Here is a 19,672-nt window from a genome sequence, read left to right as displayed (position 1 = left end):
AGGAATTCACTTATACGACCAACAAAAGCCAACCACAACTGATTGCTAAGACCAGACATCATGCAGGTCTTAGCGCCGTTATACAACATTAGTCTAATATGAAATTTAAGGGCTTAATTATTTGATATTGCTCGGAATAACTAGGCTAAAGCTAGTCTCAAGAGCGGTGAAAGCGCTGGGTCACGAGTTCATCTATAAATTTTTGTTCTTTTTTATCTTCTGCAATTAATTCTTCGGCACTGACTTTATCGATGAACTGGCCAATGTTTTTTTTCTTCTGATAAAGCTCGCGCCACTTTTCAAGTACCTGCTGCTCACGCTGTTGCCAGGATGCGATAGTGCTTTCTTGACGTTGTGCCAGCATCGCGAGCTGATCGATAAAGCCCTGTGTACGCCGCCACTGTTCAATAGCAATACCACCATTCGCCTGCTGATCTAAATAGGTTTGATACTCTTTGCGATATTGTAATAACTCATCTAAGCGCTGTTGCTCTAATGCCAGCTGGCTACGCACTTCTGCTAAGGCCTGAACGGCTTGGTCTTCTCGTTGTTGCGCGAGCTTAGCAACGAGCTGTAAGCGTTTTGAGCGGCTCATTTATTTTTTCGCTCCTTTAATGGGTCGCTTACCTTTAATGCCTTTTTGATTACGAGCAGCCCGGCCCGTCGTAGCTTGGCCTGCACTGATTTTTTGCGGCTCGCCAGCTTTAGGTTTCTGAGCCACTGCATTTTCAGTACCACCCACCAAAGCCTGTAAACCTTTAACACACTCTTCTAAAGGCGTTTCTTCTTTCAGCCCCTGTCGTAAAAAATCACGAATATGAGGCTGTAACTCTACCGCTCTATCAATCTCTTTATTACTGCCTTTTGAATAAGCACCAATTGAAATAAGGTCCTTATTTTGTGAGTACGTCGCCCATAACTGCTTCGTTAGTTGCGCGGCTTTAAAGTGTTCCTCTGATACCACCTGAGGCATAACTCGACTGATACTCTGCTCAATATCGATGGCAGGATAATGCCCTTCTTCAGCCAGCTTTCGATTCAGTACAAAGTGACCATCTAAGATTGCCCGTGATGAATCCGCCACAGGATCCTGTTGATCATCACCCTCAGTCAACACGGTATAAAAAGCGGTGATAGAGCCACCGCCCTGTTCAGCGTTACCCGCTCGCTCCACTAGTTGGGGAATACGAGCAAACACCGATGGTGGATAACCCTTGGTTGCCGGTGGCTCACCAATCGCTAAAGCGATTTCACGTTGTGCCATGGCATAACGAGTTAACGAATCCATCAGCATCAATACCGACTTACCCTGAGCACGAAAATACTCTGCAATGGCCGTTGTATATTCTGCGGCACGTAATCTTAATAAGGGTGCGTCGTCCGCCGGAGAAGCCACGACAACGCTTCTGGCGAGCCCCTCTTCACCTAAAATCTCTTCAATAAACTCTTTAACTTCTCGGCCCCGCTCACCAATCAAACCGACAACGGTAATATCGGCATCGGTAAAGCGCGTCATCATGCCCAACAATACCGATTTACCAACACCGGAACCGGCAAATAAGCCTAACCGTTGGCCGCGACCAACAGTCAGCATAGAATTAATGCAACGAATACCAACATCCAATGGCTTGCGAATGGGCTCTCGGTGCAAGGGATTAATATAAGAACCACTTAAGCTCTGTTGAACACGGCAATTCAGCGGCCCTTTGCCATCGATCGGTTCACCAAAGCCATTAAGTACTCGGCCAAGCAACTCGTCACCGATAACCAATTGATTCGATGAGGCTAGCGGTACAACCTTGGCGCCTGCGCGTAGCGAATGTACGGCCTGAACCGGCATAAGAAAGGTTTGTTTGTCATGAAAGCCGACGACTTCAGCTTCAACTATTTGGTCGCCATCGATTACCTGACAACGCTGACCAATAGAGGTATTCAGGCCTACGGCTTCGAGCGTTAAACCAACCATTCGAGTCAATCGCCCTTGCGCAACAGGCTCTGGAGGAGTCACCCACTGTTCACAGTCTTTAAGGTAATCGCTAATCGGGCTGGTCATGCTTAACTTGATCTATTGGTTCTTGGGTTGACGGCTCTTGGACTGATGGCTCTTGATCTATCGGCTCTTGTGATGATTCAGAAATAGGTTCTTGAGTTGTCGACTCAGCTTCTTGATTAATTGATGATTCCAGTGAGTCGTTCAGTTGAGAGTCACGGGTATCTACAGTTATTTCTGAAGCAACAAACTCTTCGTCCGCCTGCTCGTTACTGGCTGAATAATCTTCTGTTGAGCCATCTTCAGCTAGTTCGTGCTCAGCTGATTCATCGCCAGCTAGTTCATTCTTGGCTGATTGCTGCTCAGTGACATCATCGGTTATTTCTTGCTCCGCCTGAGCATTGAGCGATGCTGTCGACGGTTGCTCCAGTGTAGATTCCTGCTCGGGATTTAGTGACGAATCTGAGCTCAGACTGTCTGCGGTAGACTCTTCCGTTGTATCGACTAAAGGCTGTTGTGGATCCGTAAGCTCCGCTTGGGCAGCAGCGGTATTTTCTAGAACATCGGCCAATGGCTGTTCAGATATCGGGGCTTTATGCTGCTCCGATAAAGGCTGACTCGGTAACGTCATCAGCTGAGCCACCGCGGTATCAAAGCGCCGATCAATGCTGTAGTCGACATAGCTAGTATCACTTTTTACCTGGCAGCCGCCGCTGGCGACATTATCGTTTTCGGCAACACGCCAGTTTTCCTCGGCGATGGAACGCACTAATTCTGCATCTGCACTATTAGTGTAGATAACGAGCTTCTCATCAGGGTTCGGCAACGCCTGCACAGCTGCATGAACGATCCGTTTAATGTGTTCTTGATTAACCGCTAATTCTTCAAGCAGCACTTGCTTAGCAATACGCAGACTCAGCGCCAGCACCGCTTCTTTTAATTCAGTTTCTTCTTGAATAAGCTGCTGGCTCATCGCATCAGCAACAGAATGGAATAGATCGACTTTCTTTTGGCTTTCCAGTTCGCCTTTCTGCAAGGCTTCCTCATAACCCTTATCAAAGCCTTGGGTTTGTCCTTCCGTTTCACCCTTAGTAAAACCTTCGGCATAGCCTTGTTCGAGGCCTTTTTTTTGCCCCTGAGCCATGCCCTGTTCATAGCCCTGCTCAAAACCTTCGTTATAAGCCTGTTCGGTAATTTTTTCCAATTCCGCAACGGTAGGAAGCTTTACCTGCTCTTCAACATTTTCTACTGTAACTTCAGCTTCTGGACGTTTAGGGCTGGAAATTAGATTGCCGTGTCGGTCCCATCGAGGCAACGCAACGCTTTCTGCTTTTGTCGATGCGTTTTTTCCGAGTGATTTACGAGACGTTAAGTTCGAGGTTGACGACACAATTGGCTCCTTTCATTAGGCTGGTGATTACAGCATGTCCTCACCGCCAGCGCCACCCAATGCGATTTCACCAGCATCAGACATTCTGCGAGCAATGCCAAGAATTTCTTTTTGTGCCACTTCCACTTCAGAGACTTTAATTGGTCCCATTGATTCCATGTCATCACGCAGAATTTCTGCAGCTCGACGAGACATGTTATCCAGGATTTTATTCGCCAGATCATTCTCAGCACCACGAAGGGCGATCTTCAGCGACTCGGTAGAGACTTCACGTAACAGCGCCTGAATACCACGATCATCCAAATCAATCAGGTTATCAAACACAAACATGAGGTCAGAAATTTCAGTCGCCAAGTCTTCATCGACTTCTTTAATGCCGTCCATAAGTTCTGTTTCAACGCTGGAATCTAGGTAGTTCATGATTTCAGCCGCAGTTTTAACACCACCCAACGTCTGAGCCTGAGTACCTGCACTGGAAGAGAATTGTTTCTCTAGAATATTGTTCAATTCTTGTAAGGCTGCTGGTTGCACACTTTCTAAGGACGCAACCCGCATAATAATGTCTAAGCGAACTTTTTCAGGGAATAACGCCAAGACATCACTGGCTTGGTCGGCGTCGAGATAGGCTAATACAATGGTTTGGATCTGAGGGTGTTCGTTACGGATAACATCAGCAACTGCTCGGGCATCCATCCATTTTAAGGTATCCAGACCGGTGGTATTACCCCCTAAAATAATTCGATCGATCAGGCCGGCTGCTTTTTCGTCACCTAATGCTTGAGTCAACATATTGCGGATATAGTCGTTTGCCCCAACGCCTAAACCAGACTGACCGCCAACTTCCTCTAAGAACAAACGTACCGCACCTTCGATCTGCTCTTGTCGCAACTCAGGCATGGTCGACATCGCTGTACCAACACGCTGTACTTCTTTTGGACCTAGGTGTTTAAGCACTTCTGCTGCATCTGTTTCACCAACAGTCATTAATAACATGGCAGCACGGGTGCGCATTGGCACGCCATCAAGGGCTCGCTCTAGTTCACCAAGCTCGGCCTGCGTTGCAGCGGGTAAGTTAGTATTCTCAGTCATCAGCCATAATCCATCGTTTTAAGACCAAGGCGACACGACCTGGGTCATCTGCAATGAGCCCTCGCAAGGCTTCCAGCTGTCGCTCAAAGCTTTCTGATGGGCCCGGTAAGGTGAAGTCATCAGCAGTGCTGAGCGTCACCCTATCGTCGGAAATTAGGTCTTCATCGACATCCAAATTCGCTAATGCGGCATCTTCTAGGCTGTCCTGAAGGTCTTCTTCACCACTGGCAGTCAAGTTTCTGAAGGCTGGGCGAATCACACCAAACAATAATATGAGTAAAAACAACCCAGTGCCAAAGTATTTTAACACTTCCCAGAACCATGGTTGAGTATAGAACGGCTCTGGTTCTAGATCGTCGCCGACACCTAGGAACGTCGAGTTAATAACATTAATACTATCACCTCGACTGGCGTCATAGCCAACCGCATCTTGTACTAGGGTTCGTAATCGCAAGATGGATTCTGGATCCCACTCCTGCTCAACAAGCTCGCCGGTTTCTGGATCTAATACTTTAATATCATCGATAACAACAGCAACGGTTAAACGACGCACTCGACCCTGTTGGAATTGGGTGTAACTGAGTGTTCGATCTACTTCATAGTTACGTGTTGCTTCATCTCGACTAGAACGAGGAATAGTAGCGCCGCCCTCACCGCCTTCAACAACTTCCGGTGCTTCTGCATCAGTTGGTGGTTGATTAGAAAGCGCACCTGGGATTCCGCCTTCTGGCTCATTAACGCGTTCTTCTTCTATCGTTTGTTCACTACGTAATGCAATGAGATCTGGGTTATAAAGCTCTTCAGCTTGTTCAACTTTAGTGAAGTCGATATCGGCCGAAACTTCCGCCTGAAATTTTTCAGTCCCTAAGATCGGCGACAATATGGAGTTAATTCGACTGACCAGATTTTCTTCAATTCGACGCTGATAGTCGAACTGACGATTGGTCATTTCATCTTCTAAATTTTCTTCGCTGTCGCTTAATAAGCGCCCACGCTGATCGACGATAGATACATTTTCATCTTTCAGTTCTGGAATCGATGTTGATACCAAATTTCGAACCGCTTTAACGGAACTGTTGTCGAGTTCCGCACCGGCATACAATTCTACAAAAACAGAAGCGGTTGGTTCGCGTTGATTACGAACAAATACCGAACGAGCAGGAATAGCCAAATGTACACGCGCTAAACGCACCTGATTAATCGACGAAATGGTACGCGCTAGCTCACCTTCTAAAGAACGCAAATAGCGAGCATTCTCCATAAATTGCGACTGACCTAATGGCTGATCTTCATCCAACAACTCATAACCAACGGTTTGATCATCAGATAAACCAGCACCTGCAACGGCTAAACGGGCAGCATGTAAATCACTTTGCTTGACTAAGATAACGCCACTAGAAGGGTCGATATCAAAGTCGATTTTTTGACCTTGCAATACTTCGATCAGCTCGGCTGCATCAAAGCTATTGGTACTATTCATCAGTGGCCGATAACGCTCTTTCTGCATCCACAAGACGACACCTAACGCCAACGCAATAGTCGCCGACAAGGCCACCAACAAACCAAACTGACGCATCATGGTCAATTTATTAAAGCCAACTAAGATTGGATGCATCTTAGTGATCTTTGGATCTTCAGCTTCCATCAGGTCGGTTTTTTCTGTCGCCACCGGTATTTGTGCATCACTGCTTTGTGGCAACTGAGTGGATTCGGACTCCGATTCCATGGCGTTCATATCTGTGGTCGATGCAGCGGGTACGTTCTGAGTCATAGTCTTATCTGCCCGTTACTTAGAGAGTCATGTTAATAATTTCTTTATAGGCTTCGACCATCTTGTTCCGCACTTGGGTCATCGCCTGAAAAGAAACGCTGGATTTTTGCAACGCAATCATTACTTCGGGTAGATCAACTTTTGGATCACCCATCTCGTAACGTGTCGCCAAATTATTGGCGACCTGTTGATTGTGGTTCACGGTATTAATGGCCGCTCCCATCATCTGACCAAACGAAGGAACGTCTCCGGTTGGTGTGTTACTGACCACAGAATCAGGATGCTCATTTACTTCATTGACGCGAGATGGCGAGGCGGTGCCCATCTGTTGCCGAGCCTGCTCAATAGCATTGGAAAAGCCCGTCGGATTGACAGTTGTATTTGGAATACTCGTTTGGCCTTTTAAGGCGCGCATCTGTTCAAGTACGCCTTGAATATCCACTCTATCAACCATGAGTCACCTCTTTCGCGTCAAATAAAAAACTAAGTTTCGTGATACCTAGAAATAGTGACTAAAACTCGACAATTTTCTGTCGTTCTGCTGACTATTTCCGCTTACAACACATACTTTGCAATTGACAGGCCAACATTTGCCGCTTTTTAAATACCTTAAGTTATTCGGCAAAGATTTAGTTTTAATTTGCGTTTAGGCATAAAAAAGCCTTCCATTTGGAAGGCTTTTGTCTAATTTACCGCCAGCTTATTAGCCGGTTACTGAGATCAACGAATATCGGCGATTGCCTGATCAACATTCATCCCCAGCTCACGCATTTTGGCTAACTTATAACGTAAGGTGCGTGACGAAATCCCTAAGTGATCTGCGGCTTTATTTTTACGGCCGTTATGAATACGTAATGCGTCAAGAATAATCTCGAACTCTTTGTGCTTCAGGCCAACATGTATACTCGAGCTTTCATTATTCTCAGCGACTAATGAGATTGGTTCGGCAATATCCATAGTCGGAGGATTTGAAAGTTCGCTGGAATAATGACGCGTCGATTCAAAATCGATTAGATGTTCACCGTTTACACCTAAATCTTGAGCCGTCACCGTTTGACCAGATTGCAAAATTAGACAACGTTGAATTGCATTATCTAACTCACGAACATTACCCGGCCAAGAGTAATCCAACATAGCTGCTTTAGCGGAGGCATCAAACTGCAAGTTTGATTTATGCATTTTACTGGCATGCTTAACTAATAAACGCTCGGCCAACGGAATAATATCCGCTTTACGATTACGCAACGGCTGCCACTCTAACGGGAAAACACTCAAACGATAATATAGATCTTCACGGAAGCGGTTCGCCTTCACTTCTTCAGTGAGTTGACGGTTTGTTGTCGCCAGCACTCGCACATCCAACGATATCGTCTTACGACCGCCAATACGCTCAACTTCCTTTTCCTGCAATACACGTAGAATTTTCGCCTGAAGATTGATATCCATTTCTGAAATTTCATCTAACAGAATGGTTCCGCCATTGGCCTGTTCAAACTTACCGGCTTGACTAGCAACCGCACCGGTAAAGGAGCCTTTTTCGTGACCAAAAAGCGTGGCTTCTAACATATTGTCTGGAATAGCCGCACAGTTAATTGCGATGAATGGACCATCACTGCGATCGGAATGCGTATGAATATAGCGAGCCAACACCTCTTTACCGGTACCGCTTTCACCGCTAATTAAAATAGTGCTGTCACTGACAGCGACCTTTCTCGCCAACGCCAACATATGCTGGCTGGTTTTATCAACCGCGACAGGTGATTGAGTATCTTTAATCGTCGGTTCACAATGTTGTTGGATCAATTCGATCAATTGATTCGGAGCAAACGGCTTTACTAAATAATCTACCGCACCCTTTTGCATGGCATCGACTGCTTTATCTACTGCGGCATAAGCTGTTGCTAATAGCATCGGTATCTGCGGATAGTATTGGCGAACATGATCTAAAAGCTCATGACCATTCATACCCGGCATGCTGACATCGGACACAATAAAATCAAACGAATGCTGCTTTAATTTTAGTATCGCATCTTCACCACACTCTGCACATTCGACTTCATAGTCGTGCAGTGTCAGCGTATCACTGACCGCTTCGCGTAAATTTGCATCATCTTCAACAATTAAAATCTTCATTGCACTTACCCCTGTTTAACCACTGGTAAAGAAATTATGAATTGGCTGCCAACACCGACTTTGCTTCGTATTCTGACATGCCCTTTGTGAGCCTTAACGGTCGTCATTAACACAGGGATACCTAATCCTGTGCCGTGACTTTTGGTGGTAAAAAACGGCTCTTGAATTTTATGAATTTGCTCTTCGGTCATACCTGGACCTTCATCAGAAAATGAAATTTCTAACGTGTCTTTTTTTGGTACCGCATCAATATGTACCGTTGCTTTATTGTTTGACGCCTCTAATGCGTTATTAATGAGGTTCATAAAGGCGCTGATTAATGCATCCGCTTGGCATTGAATAAATACGTTTGGCAGGGTTACTGGCCAACGAATTTTTTCGAATGCCTGAGCGGGCAAACCCTCTGCAGACTCTTGCAGTAACTGGATGATCGCCTGAATCGGCAACTGATCTTTTAGCTGACACTCGCCTTTAACAAATAGCAGCATGTCTTGAATTTGACGCTCCAAATGATCTAAGCGCCCAACCAATTTATCGACAAAGATGTCATGTTTTTCGGTCGATAAATTTGGATTTTTGAGATTTCCGGCATACAGCAATGCAGCCGATAATGGTGTGCGAACCTGATGTGCTAAAGAAGCAACCATCTGCCCCATCGCCGTAAGTCGCTGTTGACGTGCAACCTGACTTTGCAATGCACGAGTTTCCGTTTGATCAGTTAATAGTATCAGCTGACCTTTTTTATCCAGCGGGCTGGTTTCAATTTTAACCAAGCGACCGTCTTTCAAACTGACTTCATGATAGTCGGTTTGCTTTGGCGCAAAGGCCTCTCGTATCACCCGGCCCCAAGCCAAACCAAGCAAACCAGTGCTTGTTGATAACAACGAACCTGACAATAATTTCTCGGCAGTTGGGTTGGCTTGAATAATGACGCCTCGATTATCGAGCACAATCACACCAGCGGGTAATAGGCGAAGTAAACTTTCTAGTTTGTCCGCTATTTGTTCTTTTTCATTGAGCTCTTCTAAGCGCTGAGCAGAAACAGAAGCCAATTCGCCACTGAGTTCAATGACTCTATTTTCGAGCTGAGAATAGCTTTCTGTTAGATGCTGACTCATCTCAGAAAATGCAGTAAAGGCTTTCTGTAAGTCCTGAATGGTTTTTTTGTCGGCGGTCACCTGATCAGTTTTCTGATTTCTGATGTTGCCGGTTAATTGAGCTGCTTGCATGTAAAGTCTTCAAATAATTGACGTTTATCTGAAGTTTGCAAAGGCGATGCCAGTTTTATAATTTCTTTTTTATTTTTTCAAACAATAAAAAGCCCGCTGTATAAGCGGGCTAGAGTTGAATTAGCAGTATTAAACACAAGAAAAACTAGATTAAATAGAAGAAAACCATTTTAACTATAAGAGCAGCTAGGCGACTTCTTTACGGTTAATATTGTATTTACGCATCTTCTCAACCAACGTTGTACGTCGAATATGCAGTTTTTCGGCAGCTCTGGCGACGACACCTTGAGCATCATCTAAGGCTTGCTGAATTAAGTTTTTCTCTAATTCAGTCAAATATTCTTTCAAATCAATTCCGTTTACCGGCAACTGCGCAGGAATACCATCGACAGTCGACTCAGGGTGATGTTCCGCTAGCGATTCCATAAGTGACTTAGGCAGCAGAGTTTCTTCTTCCATATCATCATCGATCTGACGGTATTTTAGCGGCAGCTCTTGCACACCAATAACACCATAGGGATGCATGATCACTAGACGCTCAACCAGGTTAGCCATCTCACGGACATTGCCTGGCCATTCGTACTGAATCAGGCTCATAATGGCAGCGGAATTAAATCGGATTGAGCCACGCTTTTCATTCTCTAAGCGAGAAATCAACTCATTGAGCAGTAAAGGGATATCCTCACTGCGCTCGCGCAACGCGGGCATCTCAATCGGGAAAACATTTAAACGGTAGTACAAATCTTCGCGGAACGTTTCTTTAGTGATCATATCTTCAAGATCACGGTGAGTTGCAGCAATAACACGAACATCGGTGGTATAGGTTTTCGTACCGCCAACTCGTTCAAAGGTTCTTTCCTGCAACACTCGCAGCAACTTCACTTGCATGTTGAGCGGTAAGTCACCGATTTCATCTAAGAATAAAGTACCACCTTCGGCCATTTCAAACCGACCCGCTCTGGAGGTAATAGCGCCGGTAAAGGCACCCTTTTCATGACCAAAGAGTTCACTTTCGATCAGTTCAACAGGAATCGCGCCGCAGTTAATTGGCACAAACGGCTTATTTCGGCGATGAGAGTTATAATGCAGGTTACGAGCAACCACCTCTTTACCGGTACCACTTTCACCGGTAATTAATACCGTCACTTCTTTATCTGCAACTTGAGTCATCATTTCACGCACGGATTGAACCGTACGACTACTGCCAACTAAGCTACGGAATAAATTCACTTCACGTCGATTATCGCGACCACGAGTCAAATTATACTGTTCTCGATACATCTGTGCGCGATGCAATGTATCAAGCAACTTGTTGTAGGTTGTCGGCATAGCAAGTTTGGCGATCACACGAGAGCGTAGCTCATCATCCAATTGCTCAAGCTCAGTATGCTCCTCAGCAATAAGCATAATCGGGATGCCAGCATCCCAGTCTGTCAGTGCTTTCACGGTCGCTTCTAGTTCATCGCTCAGCCTACCCAGCATCACACCAACCAAGCTTGCTGGTGAATCCACTGCATTAGAGGCCTGCTCAAACCAGTCTTTACCTTTCACGGTGATTAATTCTTCACCTAAAAAATCGAGAATTACTTTCATATCACGACAACGCTGCTCGTCATCATCTATTAAAAGTAATTTAATTTCTTTCAACATCTAATTAGCCTCGAACGGTCAAATCAGCGAACTGACCTTGAAAAACAAACACTGCCAAAATATCGGTATTCTTAATATACAGAAGTAAAGAGCGATTTGAAGTGATAGTCAAATAAATGACTGATTTTTATGTAATACAGAGATAAAAACGGTAGGTTTTCGGTGCAGGCAAGACTTTTAAGCGCTTTATCGACATCTGATTGACACAAAATCGATCAATTGATAACTGCATTGACTGCACCATTCTCTCATTTCATTACACTTGTTAATAAAGGTAGGATGGTGCAGCTGAATTATGTCAATTCATCAACGTCAACGGCTCAAACAATCAAATAACTATCTAATCGCTAATCGGTAAAAAAATAACCATCTCGTCGATAGAATAGCCTTTGCCACGCAGGACACTGCTGATCAAATGCATAACCAAGCCGATCGATAGTTGCAACGACCACAACGGCTAAAGTTAAATTCGACCTTCCTGCTTTAATGAATCTAAGGCTTCATCACGAATTTCATCCCAGGCGCTTTTAATTTGACCTAATAGTCCGCCAACTTCGTCTAGCAATGAAATGTCGTTTCGGATGTTCGCTTCAAACAGACGTCGAATCATATAGTTGTAGAGTCGCTCAAGGTTTTGAGCCAGCTCACCAGCATCCAGATTCAAACTATCTTGCAGACCACCAACGATCGATATTGCAGAATTAATTTGATTATTCTTTTTATCATATTCTTTGCGCTCAATATGACCCTTTGCCGCAGCAATGCGAGCCGTCGCACCTTCAAACAAAAGCTGAATGAGACGATGCGGATCGGCGTCCACAATCGATGTCTCAGTGCCAACGGACTTATACTGGTTAATGCCCTGTGCGTACATTAATCTACCTCATTTCCCAACGTGATCGGTTTGGTCTGTTTATCATCAAGTGATCTAGCTGCTTGGCGACAACAAATTATCAATACAAAAACCTTATCGGCCTGAGCACGAATAATTTTAGTACTTTTTCTCACACTCGCCTGTATCACTGGCTATTAACCCCTCTGGCACGCCCTTTGCTCCACTGTAAAGAAAGGTAACGAGCTGAATAAATAGCGGTCATAAGTTGCCGAAAGAATTCATTAAACGGCAATAAATGAGTCAACCAAACAAGGGTATTGGTTATGGAACAGGCAATTCAACATTTGGATTCATGGTCAACTAAACTGCCTACTGCGTCGAATCGTGATGACATTTATCATGACACCAATGCAGCGAGCAATTTAGAACAGCATGCGCTTTACCATTATGAGAAAAGCCTAGCAGAAAGCACACGCAATGAAGATTGCGCCATGCATCGTCAAAAAGCTAGAGACTACGCCAACCAGTTAGTTACGCTACATAAGCATAAAAATTCACAAAGCTGCAGTATCGCTTTGAATTTGCTTGGGCGTATCGCACTGGACGAAGGCTTTTACTCGCTTGCGTTTCAACACCTAGAAGAAGCCACCAGTCTGGCACCCAACTCAGCAGGCAATTGGTATTCCTTAGGTCACGTGCATCTAGCCGACCAATGTTACGATCAGGCTTTAGAATGCTTTACCAAAGCACTCGATATATCTCCTAACGAGACTCGCGCTGCAATATCAATAGCCTACACGCTTTATAAAAAAGGCTTAACAGTTGCCGCTTTTCAGGCGTACCGAAAGCTGTTCCATGTGCATCCAGAAGATCAGCACGTTCAAGCAAAGCTGTTTGATTTGGTTCACCAAATCAAAGCGGATTATTACCAAGAAGAGCTTGAACAGGATGTGATCAGCTGGCTGATGCTCGATGACGTTAACAGCCAAAAGTTAGCGCCTCTGACCATTTCATTGTTAACGCATAAATACGATCTAAAAAACCCAAACGCAGTTTTAGACTTACAAGACTTAGCTATTGATCCACTGCTTAGCCTCGCCTTAGCGAAGCTATACGTGACCGACAAAAGCCTTGAAGAAGTCATTATCATTATTCGAAAACAACTGCTGCTGAGCGCGATTGCCGGTGATTATCAAGACAGTAAATTACTCGACTTAACCATAAACATTGCTCAGCATTCGCAACACAATGAATACATTTACGCCTACCAAACCGATGAGTTAGAGATTCTAAACCTGCTAACAGACTCTCTTAAAAAGCTGAGCCAGACCGACTTACAGTCGCACTCGAACGTTGCTTATCTATTTAGTTTATACGCCATGTACGAATCCCCTACTCAGATCAGCAGCTTACTTAAGATCAGCTTTGCCGATGTCTACACTTGGCCTGATGAGGTAAAAACTTTATTTAAGACAACCGTGCTCGACTTCAAAGCAGAAATTGCCGCAGCAGATGAATTAACGACACTGACCAGCATTTCAAATGAAATTTCATTGGCTGTAAAAGCACAATACGAAGCTAACCCCTATCCTCGTTGGTCGCATCTCGGCTATAACACACCGACCAATTATGGCCGCGCACTTGAGCAAGAATTAGAAAATTTTAGAGCGCCAGAATTTTTTAACATGGGCGCCATTAAGGTACTTATTGCTGGCTGTGGTACTGGTCAACATGCTTTGCGAGTGGCGAAATATTTTAGAAACGTTGAAGTCACTGCCATTGACATAACTCGTCGCTCTTTAGCTTATGCACAAAAGAAAGCCGAACAATATGGCATTGAAAACATCACCTTCATGAACTTGGACATTCTCGACTTGGATGCACTGCAGGGCGAGTTTCATGTTATCGAATGCTCCGGTGTTCTGCACCATATGCAAGACCCTTCCGTTGGACTAGCGAAGTTAAAAACCAAATTAGCAGCTAATGGCCTTATTAAGTTAGGCCTATACAGTGAAGTGGCCCGCAAGCCGATTCAGCAAGTTAGGGCCTTGTTAGATCAATACCAAGTACCAACGAACCTAGAGTCGATTCGAACCTTACGTCAATCGATCATTGAAGATAAATTACCGATTGATAATAAAGGTATTTTGGAAAGCCAAGATTTCTACTCAGCCAGTGGTTGCCGAGATCTATTGTTTCATGAGCAAGAATTGCTGTTTTCGCCACTAAAAATACAACAGCTCATTAGCGAGCACGATTTAAGATTTTTAGGTTTTGTATTGCCAAGTGATAAAAAGGCTGACTATTCAACGCGCTATCCTGACGATGCTAAACGGATCGACTTAAACAATTGGCAAGAATTTGAATTGCAGCATCCGGCGATGTTCTCTCAGATGTACCAGTTCTATTTGCAACCCTGTTGATCGTACCCAATAAAAAAGGCAGCCTAGATCTAGGCTGCCTTTTTAACTTCTAACTTTCTGACTTTTAACGTCTAGTTTTTAACTTCTGACGTCTAGCTTCGAATGTTTAATTCGTTATTTGCCATTACAATTAAGTCGCGCTTGAAACCCGTGACATATATTTTTCTGTTTCGGTATTCACCTTAATCACATCGCCAGGGCCAATATACTCAGGCACCTGTACGGTCACACCGCCTTCCAATATTGCCGGTTTTGTTCGAGCAGAAGCAGAGGCGCCCTTAATACTCGGGCTGGTTTCTGTAATTTTTTTAACCACCGACTGCGGCAATTCTATCGCAACTAGGCGATCATCAACCACCAAGCCTCGAATCCCTTCCATACCTTCGTGGATCCACATCAACTGATCACCCAGATCATCGCTAAAAAGCAAATGCTGGCTATAGTCTTCTGTATCCATAAAGGTGTGGGAGTCAGCGTCAGAAAATAAATAGCTGACACTGATCTGCTGGAAATCCGCCAATTGAATAACATCGTCACCTTTAAAGGTAACTTCTTTTTTGCGTCGCTCTTTCAGTTCATTAAGCAACATTTTATAAAGCGTTGCAGCGCCGCGTGCGGTTGGGCTACTAACGGTAATCGACTTAACAATGTATTGAGCATTGTCCAGCTCAATCACCTGTCCACTTTTTATATCTGGGGCTTTAGGCATTTTTATATCCAAAAGATCAAAACATTCAACCAATACAAACAAAAACTCCCGCAAAGGCGGGAGGTAAAAATAACATATTTTAAAACAAGCCATTAGGCTAATTTTAAAGGCTTAGCCGTTGATCAAATAATGCACTCCAATACTGGCAAAATAACCTAGGATGATCACTGGCGTCCATCGTAAGTGACTAAAGAAAGTATACTTACCACGTGCTTGACCCATTAATGCAACACCGGCGGCTGAGCCAATGGATAACATAGAGCCACCGACACCTGCCGTTAAAGTCACCAATAACCATTGATACAAATTCATATCTGGCTGCATGGTCAAAACGGCAAACATCACAGGGATGTTATCGACTATTGCCGAGGCAAAGCCAACTAATATATTAGCGGTTGTGGCACCTAAGCCAACGTAGATAGTCTCCGATGCCATGGACAGATAGCCTATAAAGCCTAAGCCACCAACCGACATCATGACACCGTAGAAGAAAAATAACGTATCCCATTCGGCCTGAGCAATCTTATTAAAGATATTAAACTTATAGGGATTAGTCTGGTTTTCTGGTGGCTGATCAGGTCGTGCAGTCCAATGATGAGAGCGTCGATTCAGATAATAAGCAAACAATTCCAGATACGATAAGCCAAACATCATGCCGTAGGCTGGTGGAATGTTGAAAAAGTTATGGAAACAAACCGCAGTAACAATCGTTGCAATAAACAACCCAACCATTACTAGACCACCAGGCTTCAGCGCACTGCCACTAGAGTTTTGGATATCGGTGACTTTTTCTGGCAGGCCTTTAGGTAAGGCAAAATTCATAATCGCTGCTGGTACTAAAAAGTTCACCACCGATGGAATAAAGAGCGCAAAGAATTGGCCAAACTGAACATTACCCTTTTGCCAAACCATCAGCGTTGTAATATCGCCAAACGGGCTGAAAGCACCGCCTGCATTTGCTGCAACAACAATATTGATACAGGCTAAAGCAACAAACTTGTCATTATTTTTACCGACCGCCAGTACCACTGCGCATAAAATTAATGCCGTGGTTAAATTGTCAGCAATGGGTGAAATAAAAAATGCGAGTACACCCGTCATCCAGAACAGTTGACGGTAACTGTAGCCTCGCTCGACCAGCCAATTACGAAGTGCTTCGAAAACGCCGCGTTGCATCATCGCGTTTATGTAAGTCATCGCGACAAGCAAAAAGAAAAACAGCTCAGCGTATTCTAAAAAGTTATGTTGAATAGAATTATGCAAACCGTCGAGGTCGTGAGCGTGATAAGCAATAGCAATAATTATCCAAATTAAACCTGCGGCTACCATCACTGGCTTAGATTTAGGCAGATGCAGCTGTTCTTCAAAAATAACGAACAGATAAGCGATAACGAAAACCGCTACAGCGGCATAGCCAAACCAACCGTGGGTTAGATTTAGATTAAGTGTGTGATGCGTTGCCTCGGTGTTGGCCAAACTTAGTGTCGGCAATAATAAACCAGACAACAATACACTCAGTATGATTGTGAATCGTTTCATTCCTACATTACTCCACATTTTTAATGCCGTAGATTAAGGTTCGAACGAACCCAGCACCCTTCATTCGCCACCGATTATGCGACGAAAGTAGTACAATGTAAGGTGATGGCATCCTGAAACTGCGTGTTTTCGATAGAATCTTAGATCTAGGGCAATTTTTATTGTATTTATTCTGTCTATTTTGACTCGCCCTTATCGAAATAGATAGCGCTGCTCACTGCCCTTTTCGATTTATTGGCGCACGAACCTTTACCCGATCATTCCTGCAGCGATTGGCAAAATTCTGCTTCCGCATTTGGGTTTCCTCGGTTCGGCGCCGTCTTACCCTGCTGATACCGATAATTAAACAGCTCGAACCAGGCGTGTAATCGATTGGCGTTTTTTTGCTCTGCCACACGGGCTAAAGCCGCGGCTGCAACTTCGGCGGTAGCCAATTGATGCTGTTGACTGGCCTGACGAATCTGAAACGCTGATAAGGCTTCTGGCTCAATCGATAACACAGGAAAAGCATCTAAATAAGGGCTTTTACGAAACATCTTTTTAGCTTCACGCCAGGTGCCATCTAACAGCACAAACAGCGGCTTTTTACCTTTTGGAATACTCAGCTGGCCTTCTGGCAAAAGCCGCTCTGGTTCGCTATAGGCTTTGGGGAACACCACAATCGGATACCAAGCAGAATCGTTGATTATGCTAAGCAGAGCCTCATCGACTTCGGTACGTTGCCAGATAAAGGCGAAGGTGTTGGCAATTAAATCGGCGATTAGCTTGCCGGTGTTTGAAGGCTTTAACACCTCATCGTCGTAATACAGCAATAAAAAACCAGCATCTGATGACAGCTCTTGGCGCAGCGAACATATGCAATGCGCCTGCGATATTCGGCAAAAAGAACAGCGTTGTACTAATTTTCCACGCGCATTAAATGGCCGCGTTGAACGGCTAATGCGTTGGTCATATAAATGATGGACGGCGTGCTTTTTCATGCTTAAGGTTCTAAATAATCGAGGCTCTCAATAATCAGGCGATGCTAACACGAGAGCCGAAAAATAGAATCATAGAATAACCGAGGCAACAAAAAACCAAGCCTGCTGGCTCTCAGCCGTTGAGTGTAGCGCTACACAACAGCCTTGGCCGGTGGTAAATCCTTAACCTCAAGCATGCCTTCACTGACGATAATATTAATAATCTGATCCAAACCCTCTGCTATTTTTAGGTTAGAAAACACAAAGGGTTTGCTGCCGCGCATTTTACGAGTGTCCTGATCCATGACCTCTAACGAGGCACCCACCAACGGCGCCAAATCTGTTTTGTTAATCACAAACAGGTCTGAACGTGTAATGCCCGGGCCACCTTTACGCGGGATTTTATCGCCTGCTGAGACATCAATAACATAGATGGTAAAGTCTGACAGCTCTGGGCTAAAGGTCGCACTGAGGTTATCGCCGCCACTTTCGACAAAGATCACATCCAGCTCGCCATGGCGCTGCATCAGCGTATCGATAGCAGCTAAATTCATTGAGGCATCTTCACGAATGGCAGTATGCGGGCAACCGCCGGTCTCTACGCCAATGATACGATCAGCCTCTAATGCGTTGTGTCGCGTTAAAAACTGCGCATCTTCTTTGGTGTAAATATCGTTAGTGACTACAGCGATATTGTAGTGATCCTTCAATGCGGCACAGAGCGATCGCAGTAATGCTGTTTTGCCGGAACCAACAGGGCCGCCAACGCCGACTCTTAAGGTTTGTTTTGTTAGCGATGTTTGTTTTGTCATTTTCTCACCCTCTAAGATCGAAATAATCGGCTGTATTGTGTTTCATGATGCGAGCTATAAATTGCTAATAAGGGCAGCGAGCCACCCATAGAGTCTTCATCTAACGTCTGTGCCAATTCAATGGCTGGCGCTAAACTCGACGGTAATTCCAGCAATAGCTGTTGCGCTTGTGATTGCCCCAATGGCACCAACTTGGTCGCTGCTGAAATTTGATTTTCTAACCAAGACCAAACAAGGCCATGAGCGGTAAGCTGCGCTTCTAACGACCAATAGTTTGCCGCTAAACCATAAAGCGCGACAAAGCTGTATTGATTATCTACGACCTCAGGCACTGGCACGGCAAAGCTGGTTAATAGTCGTTTTAAGGCTTCGCCCATGGCAGACTCTGTTAGCCGCAGTTCTTTGGTTTCTCGGTTCGCCATGGAAATATCGTTCCACCGCCGCCAGTTTTCTACATCGTCAACATCCGAATTCATCACGCCAAACAATACTGGTAAATCTACTCGCGCGATCGATTCAAATAACTGAGTTTGCAACCAAGCTTTGGTTTGCTCGGCATCGTTGATCGAGCCGGACTCAATGGCATACTCCAAACTTTGAGAAAAACTGTAACCACCGACCGGTAAGCTAACGCTCGAAAGCTGTAGCAGTTTAAATAGCGCTGAACTAGTGGTGGTGATGTCCATGCGCATAGGCTCCATTTTCTGGGTTGAACACAGCCTGCTCTAAACTCACCACCAGACCAATTTGATGAAGCATGTCTTCCAATACATGATCAGGCTTTATTCGTAACCAGCGATCCCCTACCTCGACTTTGGTATGCCGATTACCCAAGTGATAACAAGCACGAGAAAAGGTGTGCCAATCTTCACAGCTGGCATGAGCAACCGCTTCCGTAGCCCCTCGAACTTGAATAATTTGACCGCAGCGGCTGCGCAAATACTCGCCAACCAATAGGGCTTTTCCTCGCTCTAAAAACACGCGAACTTCTTCACCCTGATCGCTGACTAATTTTAATCGGCCACGCTCACGCTGTTCGTGATTCAGCGTGACAATTGCGACAGCAGGCTGTTCACAGTGCAAGCCTAATCTTTCAATGGCTTCTAACATGATGCTCTCCTGTAACCTTCGTAATTTGATAAT

General features: G+C 44.8%; 17 protein-coding genes. 1 reads left to right on the top strand and 16 read right to left on the bottom strand.

Features of this window, described 5'->3' with window-relative positions:
• Positions 1-157: 157 nt before the first annotated feature.
• The 10 genes from fliJ to fliS all read right to left on the bottom strand — a co-directional run bounded on the left by fliJ (position 158) and on the right by fliS (position 12,126).
• Entirely contained in the window at positions 158-595 is a 438-nt protein-coding gene (fliJ, locus tag FME95_RS02215; protein ID WP_147712752.1) for a flagellar export protein FliJ, read from the bottom strand.
• The gene (fliI, locus tag FME95_RS02210) at positions 596-2,053 is read right to left on the bottom strand and encodes a flagellar protein export ATPase FliI (protein WP_147712750.1); all 1,458 of its coding nucleotides are present in this window, start codon (positions 2,051-2,053) and stop codon (positions 596-598) included. It abuts the gene before it with no gap.
• The gene (locus FME95_RS02205; RefSeq protein WP_147712748.1) at positions 2,037-3,380 is read right to left on the bottom strand and encodes a FliH/SctL family protein; all 1,344 of its coding nucleotides are present in this window, start codon (positions 3,378-3,380) and stop codon (positions 2,037-2,039) included. Before FME95_RS02205 ends, fliI begins: the two co-directional genes overlap by 17 nt.
• A gap of 27 nt (positions 3,381-3,407) precedes the next feature.
• Positions 3,408-4,469: a flagellar motor switch protein FliG gene (gene fliG, locus FME95_RS02200; RefSeq protein WP_147712746.1), complete on the bottom strand. Its 1,062-nt coding sequence runs from the start codon at positions 4,467-4,469 to the stop codon at positions 3,408-3,410.
• Positions 4,462-6,240 carry a flagellar basal-body MS-ring/collar protein FliF gene (gene fliF, locus FME95_RS02195; RefSeq protein WP_246109309.1) on the bottom strand — a complete coding sequence of 593 codons (1,779 nt, stop codon included), beginning with the start codon at positions 6,238-6,240 and terminating at the stop codon, positions 4,462-4,464. Before fliF ends, fliG begins: the two co-directional genes overlap by 8 nt.
• Before the next feature lie 19 nt (positions 6,241-6,259).
• Complete coding sequence (fliE, locus tag FME95_RS02190) at positions 6,260-6,694, bottom strand: flagellar hook-basal body complex protein FliE (protein ID WP_147712745.1); 435 nt, start codon at positions 6,692-6,694, stop codon at positions 6,260-6,262.
• A 266-nt stretch (positions 6,695-6,960) separates the two neighbouring features.
• Positions 6,961-8,373, bottom strand: a complete 1,413-nt coding sequence (locus tag FME95_RS02185) for a sigma-54-dependent transcriptional regulator (protein ID WP_147712744.1) — start codon at positions 8,371-8,373, stop codon at positions 6,961-6,963.
• Between the two features lie 5 nt (positions 8,374-8,378).
• Positions 8,379-9,602, bottom strand: coding sequence for a sensor histidine kinase (locus FME95_RS02180; protein ID WP_147712742.1), 1,224 nt, complete (start codon positions 9,600-9,602; stop codon positions 8,379-8,381).
• A 186-nt stretch (positions 9,603-9,788) separates the two neighbouring features.
• Positions 9,789-11,252, bottom strand: coding sequence for a sigma-54 dependent transcriptional regulator (locus tag FME95_RS02175; protein WP_147712740.1), 1,464 nt, complete (start codon positions 11,250-11,252; stop codon positions 9,789-9,791).
• A gap of 463 nt (positions 11,253-11,715) precedes the next feature.
• Complete coding sequence (fliS, locus tag FME95_RS02170) at positions 11,716-12,126, bottom strand: flagellar export chaperone FliS (protein ID WP_187265416.1); 411 nt, start codon at positions 12,124-12,126, stop codon at positions 11,716-11,718.
• A gap of 284 nt (positions 12,127-12,410) precedes the next feature.
• On the opposite strand from fliS, the gene FME95_RS02165 reads away from it, so the two are divergent.
• A complete protein-coding gene (locus FME95_RS02165) occupies positions 12,411-14,510 on the top strand; it encodes a class I SAM-dependent methyltransferase (RefSeq protein WP_147712738.1) in 2,100 nt (699 codons plus the stop codon).
• 130 nt (positions 14,511-14,640) lie between these two features.
• On the opposite strand, the gene efpL is transcribed toward FME95_RS02165, so the two are convergent.
• The 6 genes from efpL to ureE form a co-directional block, all read right to left on the bottom strand.
• A complete protein-coding gene (efpL, locus tag FME95_RS02160) occupies positions 14,641-15,219 on the bottom strand; it encodes an elongation factor P-like protein EfpL (protein WP_147712736.1) in 579 nt (192 codons plus the stop codon).
• A 111-nt stretch (positions 15,220-15,330) separates the two neighbouring features.
• A complete protein-coding gene (gene nhaD / locus FME95_RS02155) occupies positions 15,331-16,758 on the bottom strand; it encodes a sodium:proton antiporter NhaD (RefSeq protein ID WP_147712734.1) in 1,428 nt (475 codons plus the stop codon).
• Between the two features lie 257 nt (positions 16,759-17,015).
• The gene (locus FME95_RS02150) at positions 17,016-17,738 is read right to left on the bottom strand and encodes a tRNA-uridine aminocarboxypropyltransferase (RefSeq protein WP_147712732.1); all 723 of its coding nucleotides are present in this window, start codon (positions 17,736-17,738) and stop codon (positions 17,016-17,018) included.
• Positions 17,739-17,869: 131 nt separating this feature from the next.
• Positions 17,870-18,529 (bottom strand): urease accessory protein UreG, encoded by a 660-nt coding sequence (gene ureG, locus FME95_RS02145; protein WP_147712730.1) that lies wholly within the window; start codon positions 18,527-18,529, stop codon positions 17,870-17,872.
• Positions 18,530-18,540: 11 nt separating this feature from the next.
• Positions 18,541-19,215, bottom strand: a complete 675-nt coding sequence (locus FME95_RS02140) for an urease accessory protein UreF (protein ID WP_147712728.1) — start codon at positions 19,213-19,215, stop codon at positions 18,541-18,543.
• On the bottom strand, positions 19,196-19,639 hold the full coding sequence (gene ureE, locus FME95_RS02135) for an urease accessory protein UreE (RefSeq protein ID WP_147712726.1): 444 nt from the start codon (positions 19,637-19,639) through the stop codon (positions 19,196-19,198). The genes FME95_RS02140 and ureE overlap by 20 nt, the downstream gene beginning before the upstream one ends.
• Positions 19,640-19,672: the final 33 nt, after the last annotated feature.

It is taken from the genome of Reinekea thalattae, from assembly GCF_008041945.1.
Lineage (GTDB): Bacteria > Pseudomonadota > Gammaproteobacteria > Pseudomonadales > Natronospirillaceae > Reinekea > Reinekea thalattae.
This window is presented reverse-complemented; position numbering and strand designations above follow the sequence as displayed.

Coding starts and splice junctions, on each gene's coding strand:
- fliJ (WP_147712752.1), bottom strand. CDS start 595: ATGAGCCGCTCAAAACGCTTACAGCTCGTTGCTAAGCTCGCGCAACAA.
- fliI (WP_147712750.1), bottom strand. CDS start 2,053: ATGACCAGCCCGATTAGCGATTACCTTAAAGACTGTGAACAGTGGGTG.
- fliG (WP_147712746.1), bottom strand. CDS start 4,469: ATGACTGAGAATACTAACTTACCCGCTGCAACGCAGGCCGAGCTTGGT.
- fliF (WP_246109309.1), bottom strand. CDS start 6,240: ATGACTCAGAACGTACCCGCTGCATCGACCACAGATATGAACGCCATG.
- fliE (WP_147712745.1), bottom strand. CDS start 6,694: ATGGTTGATAGAGTGGATATTCAAGGCGTACTTGAACAGATGCGCGCC.
- FME95_RS02185 (WP_147712744.1), bottom strand. CDS start 8,373: ATGAAGATTTTAATTGTTGAAGATGATGCAAATTTACGCGAAGCGGTC.
- FME95_RS02180 (WP_147712742.1), bottom strand. CDS start 9,602: ATGCAAGCAGCTCAATTAACCGGCAACATCAGAAATCAGAAAACTGAT.
- FME95_RS02175 (WP_147712740.1), bottom strand. CDS start 11,252: ATGTTGAAAGAAATTAAATTACTTTTAATAGATGATGACGAGCAGCGT.
- fliS (WP_187265416.1), bottom strand. CDS start 12,126: ATGTACGCACAGGGCATTAACCAGTATAAGTCCGTTGGCACTGAGACA.
- FME95_RS02165 (WP_147712738.1), top strand. CDS start 12,411: ATGGAACAGGCAATTCAACATTTGGATTCATGGTCAACTAAACTGCCT.
- efpL (WP_147712736.1), bottom strand. CDS start 15,219: ATGCCTAAAGCCCCAGATATAAAAAGTGGACAGGTGATTGAGCTGGAC.
- nhaD (WP_147712734.1), bottom strand. CDS start 16,758: ATGAAACGATTCACAATCATACTGAGTGTATTGTTGTCTGGTTTATTA.
- FME95_RS02150 (WP_147712732.1), bottom strand. CDS start 17,738: ATGAAAAAGCACGCCGTCCATCATTTATATGACCAACGCATTAGCCGT.
- ureG (WP_147712730.1), bottom strand. CDS start 18,529: ATGACAAAACAAACATCGCTAACAAAACAAACCTTAAGAGTCGGCGTT.
- FME95_RS02140 (WP_147712728.1), bottom strand. CDS start 19,215: ATGGACATCACCACCACTAGTTCAGCGCTATTTAAACTGCTACAGCTT.
- ureE (WP_147712726.1), bottom strand. CDS start 19,639: ATGTTAGAAGCCATTGAAAGATTAGGCTTGCACTGTGAACAGCCTGCT.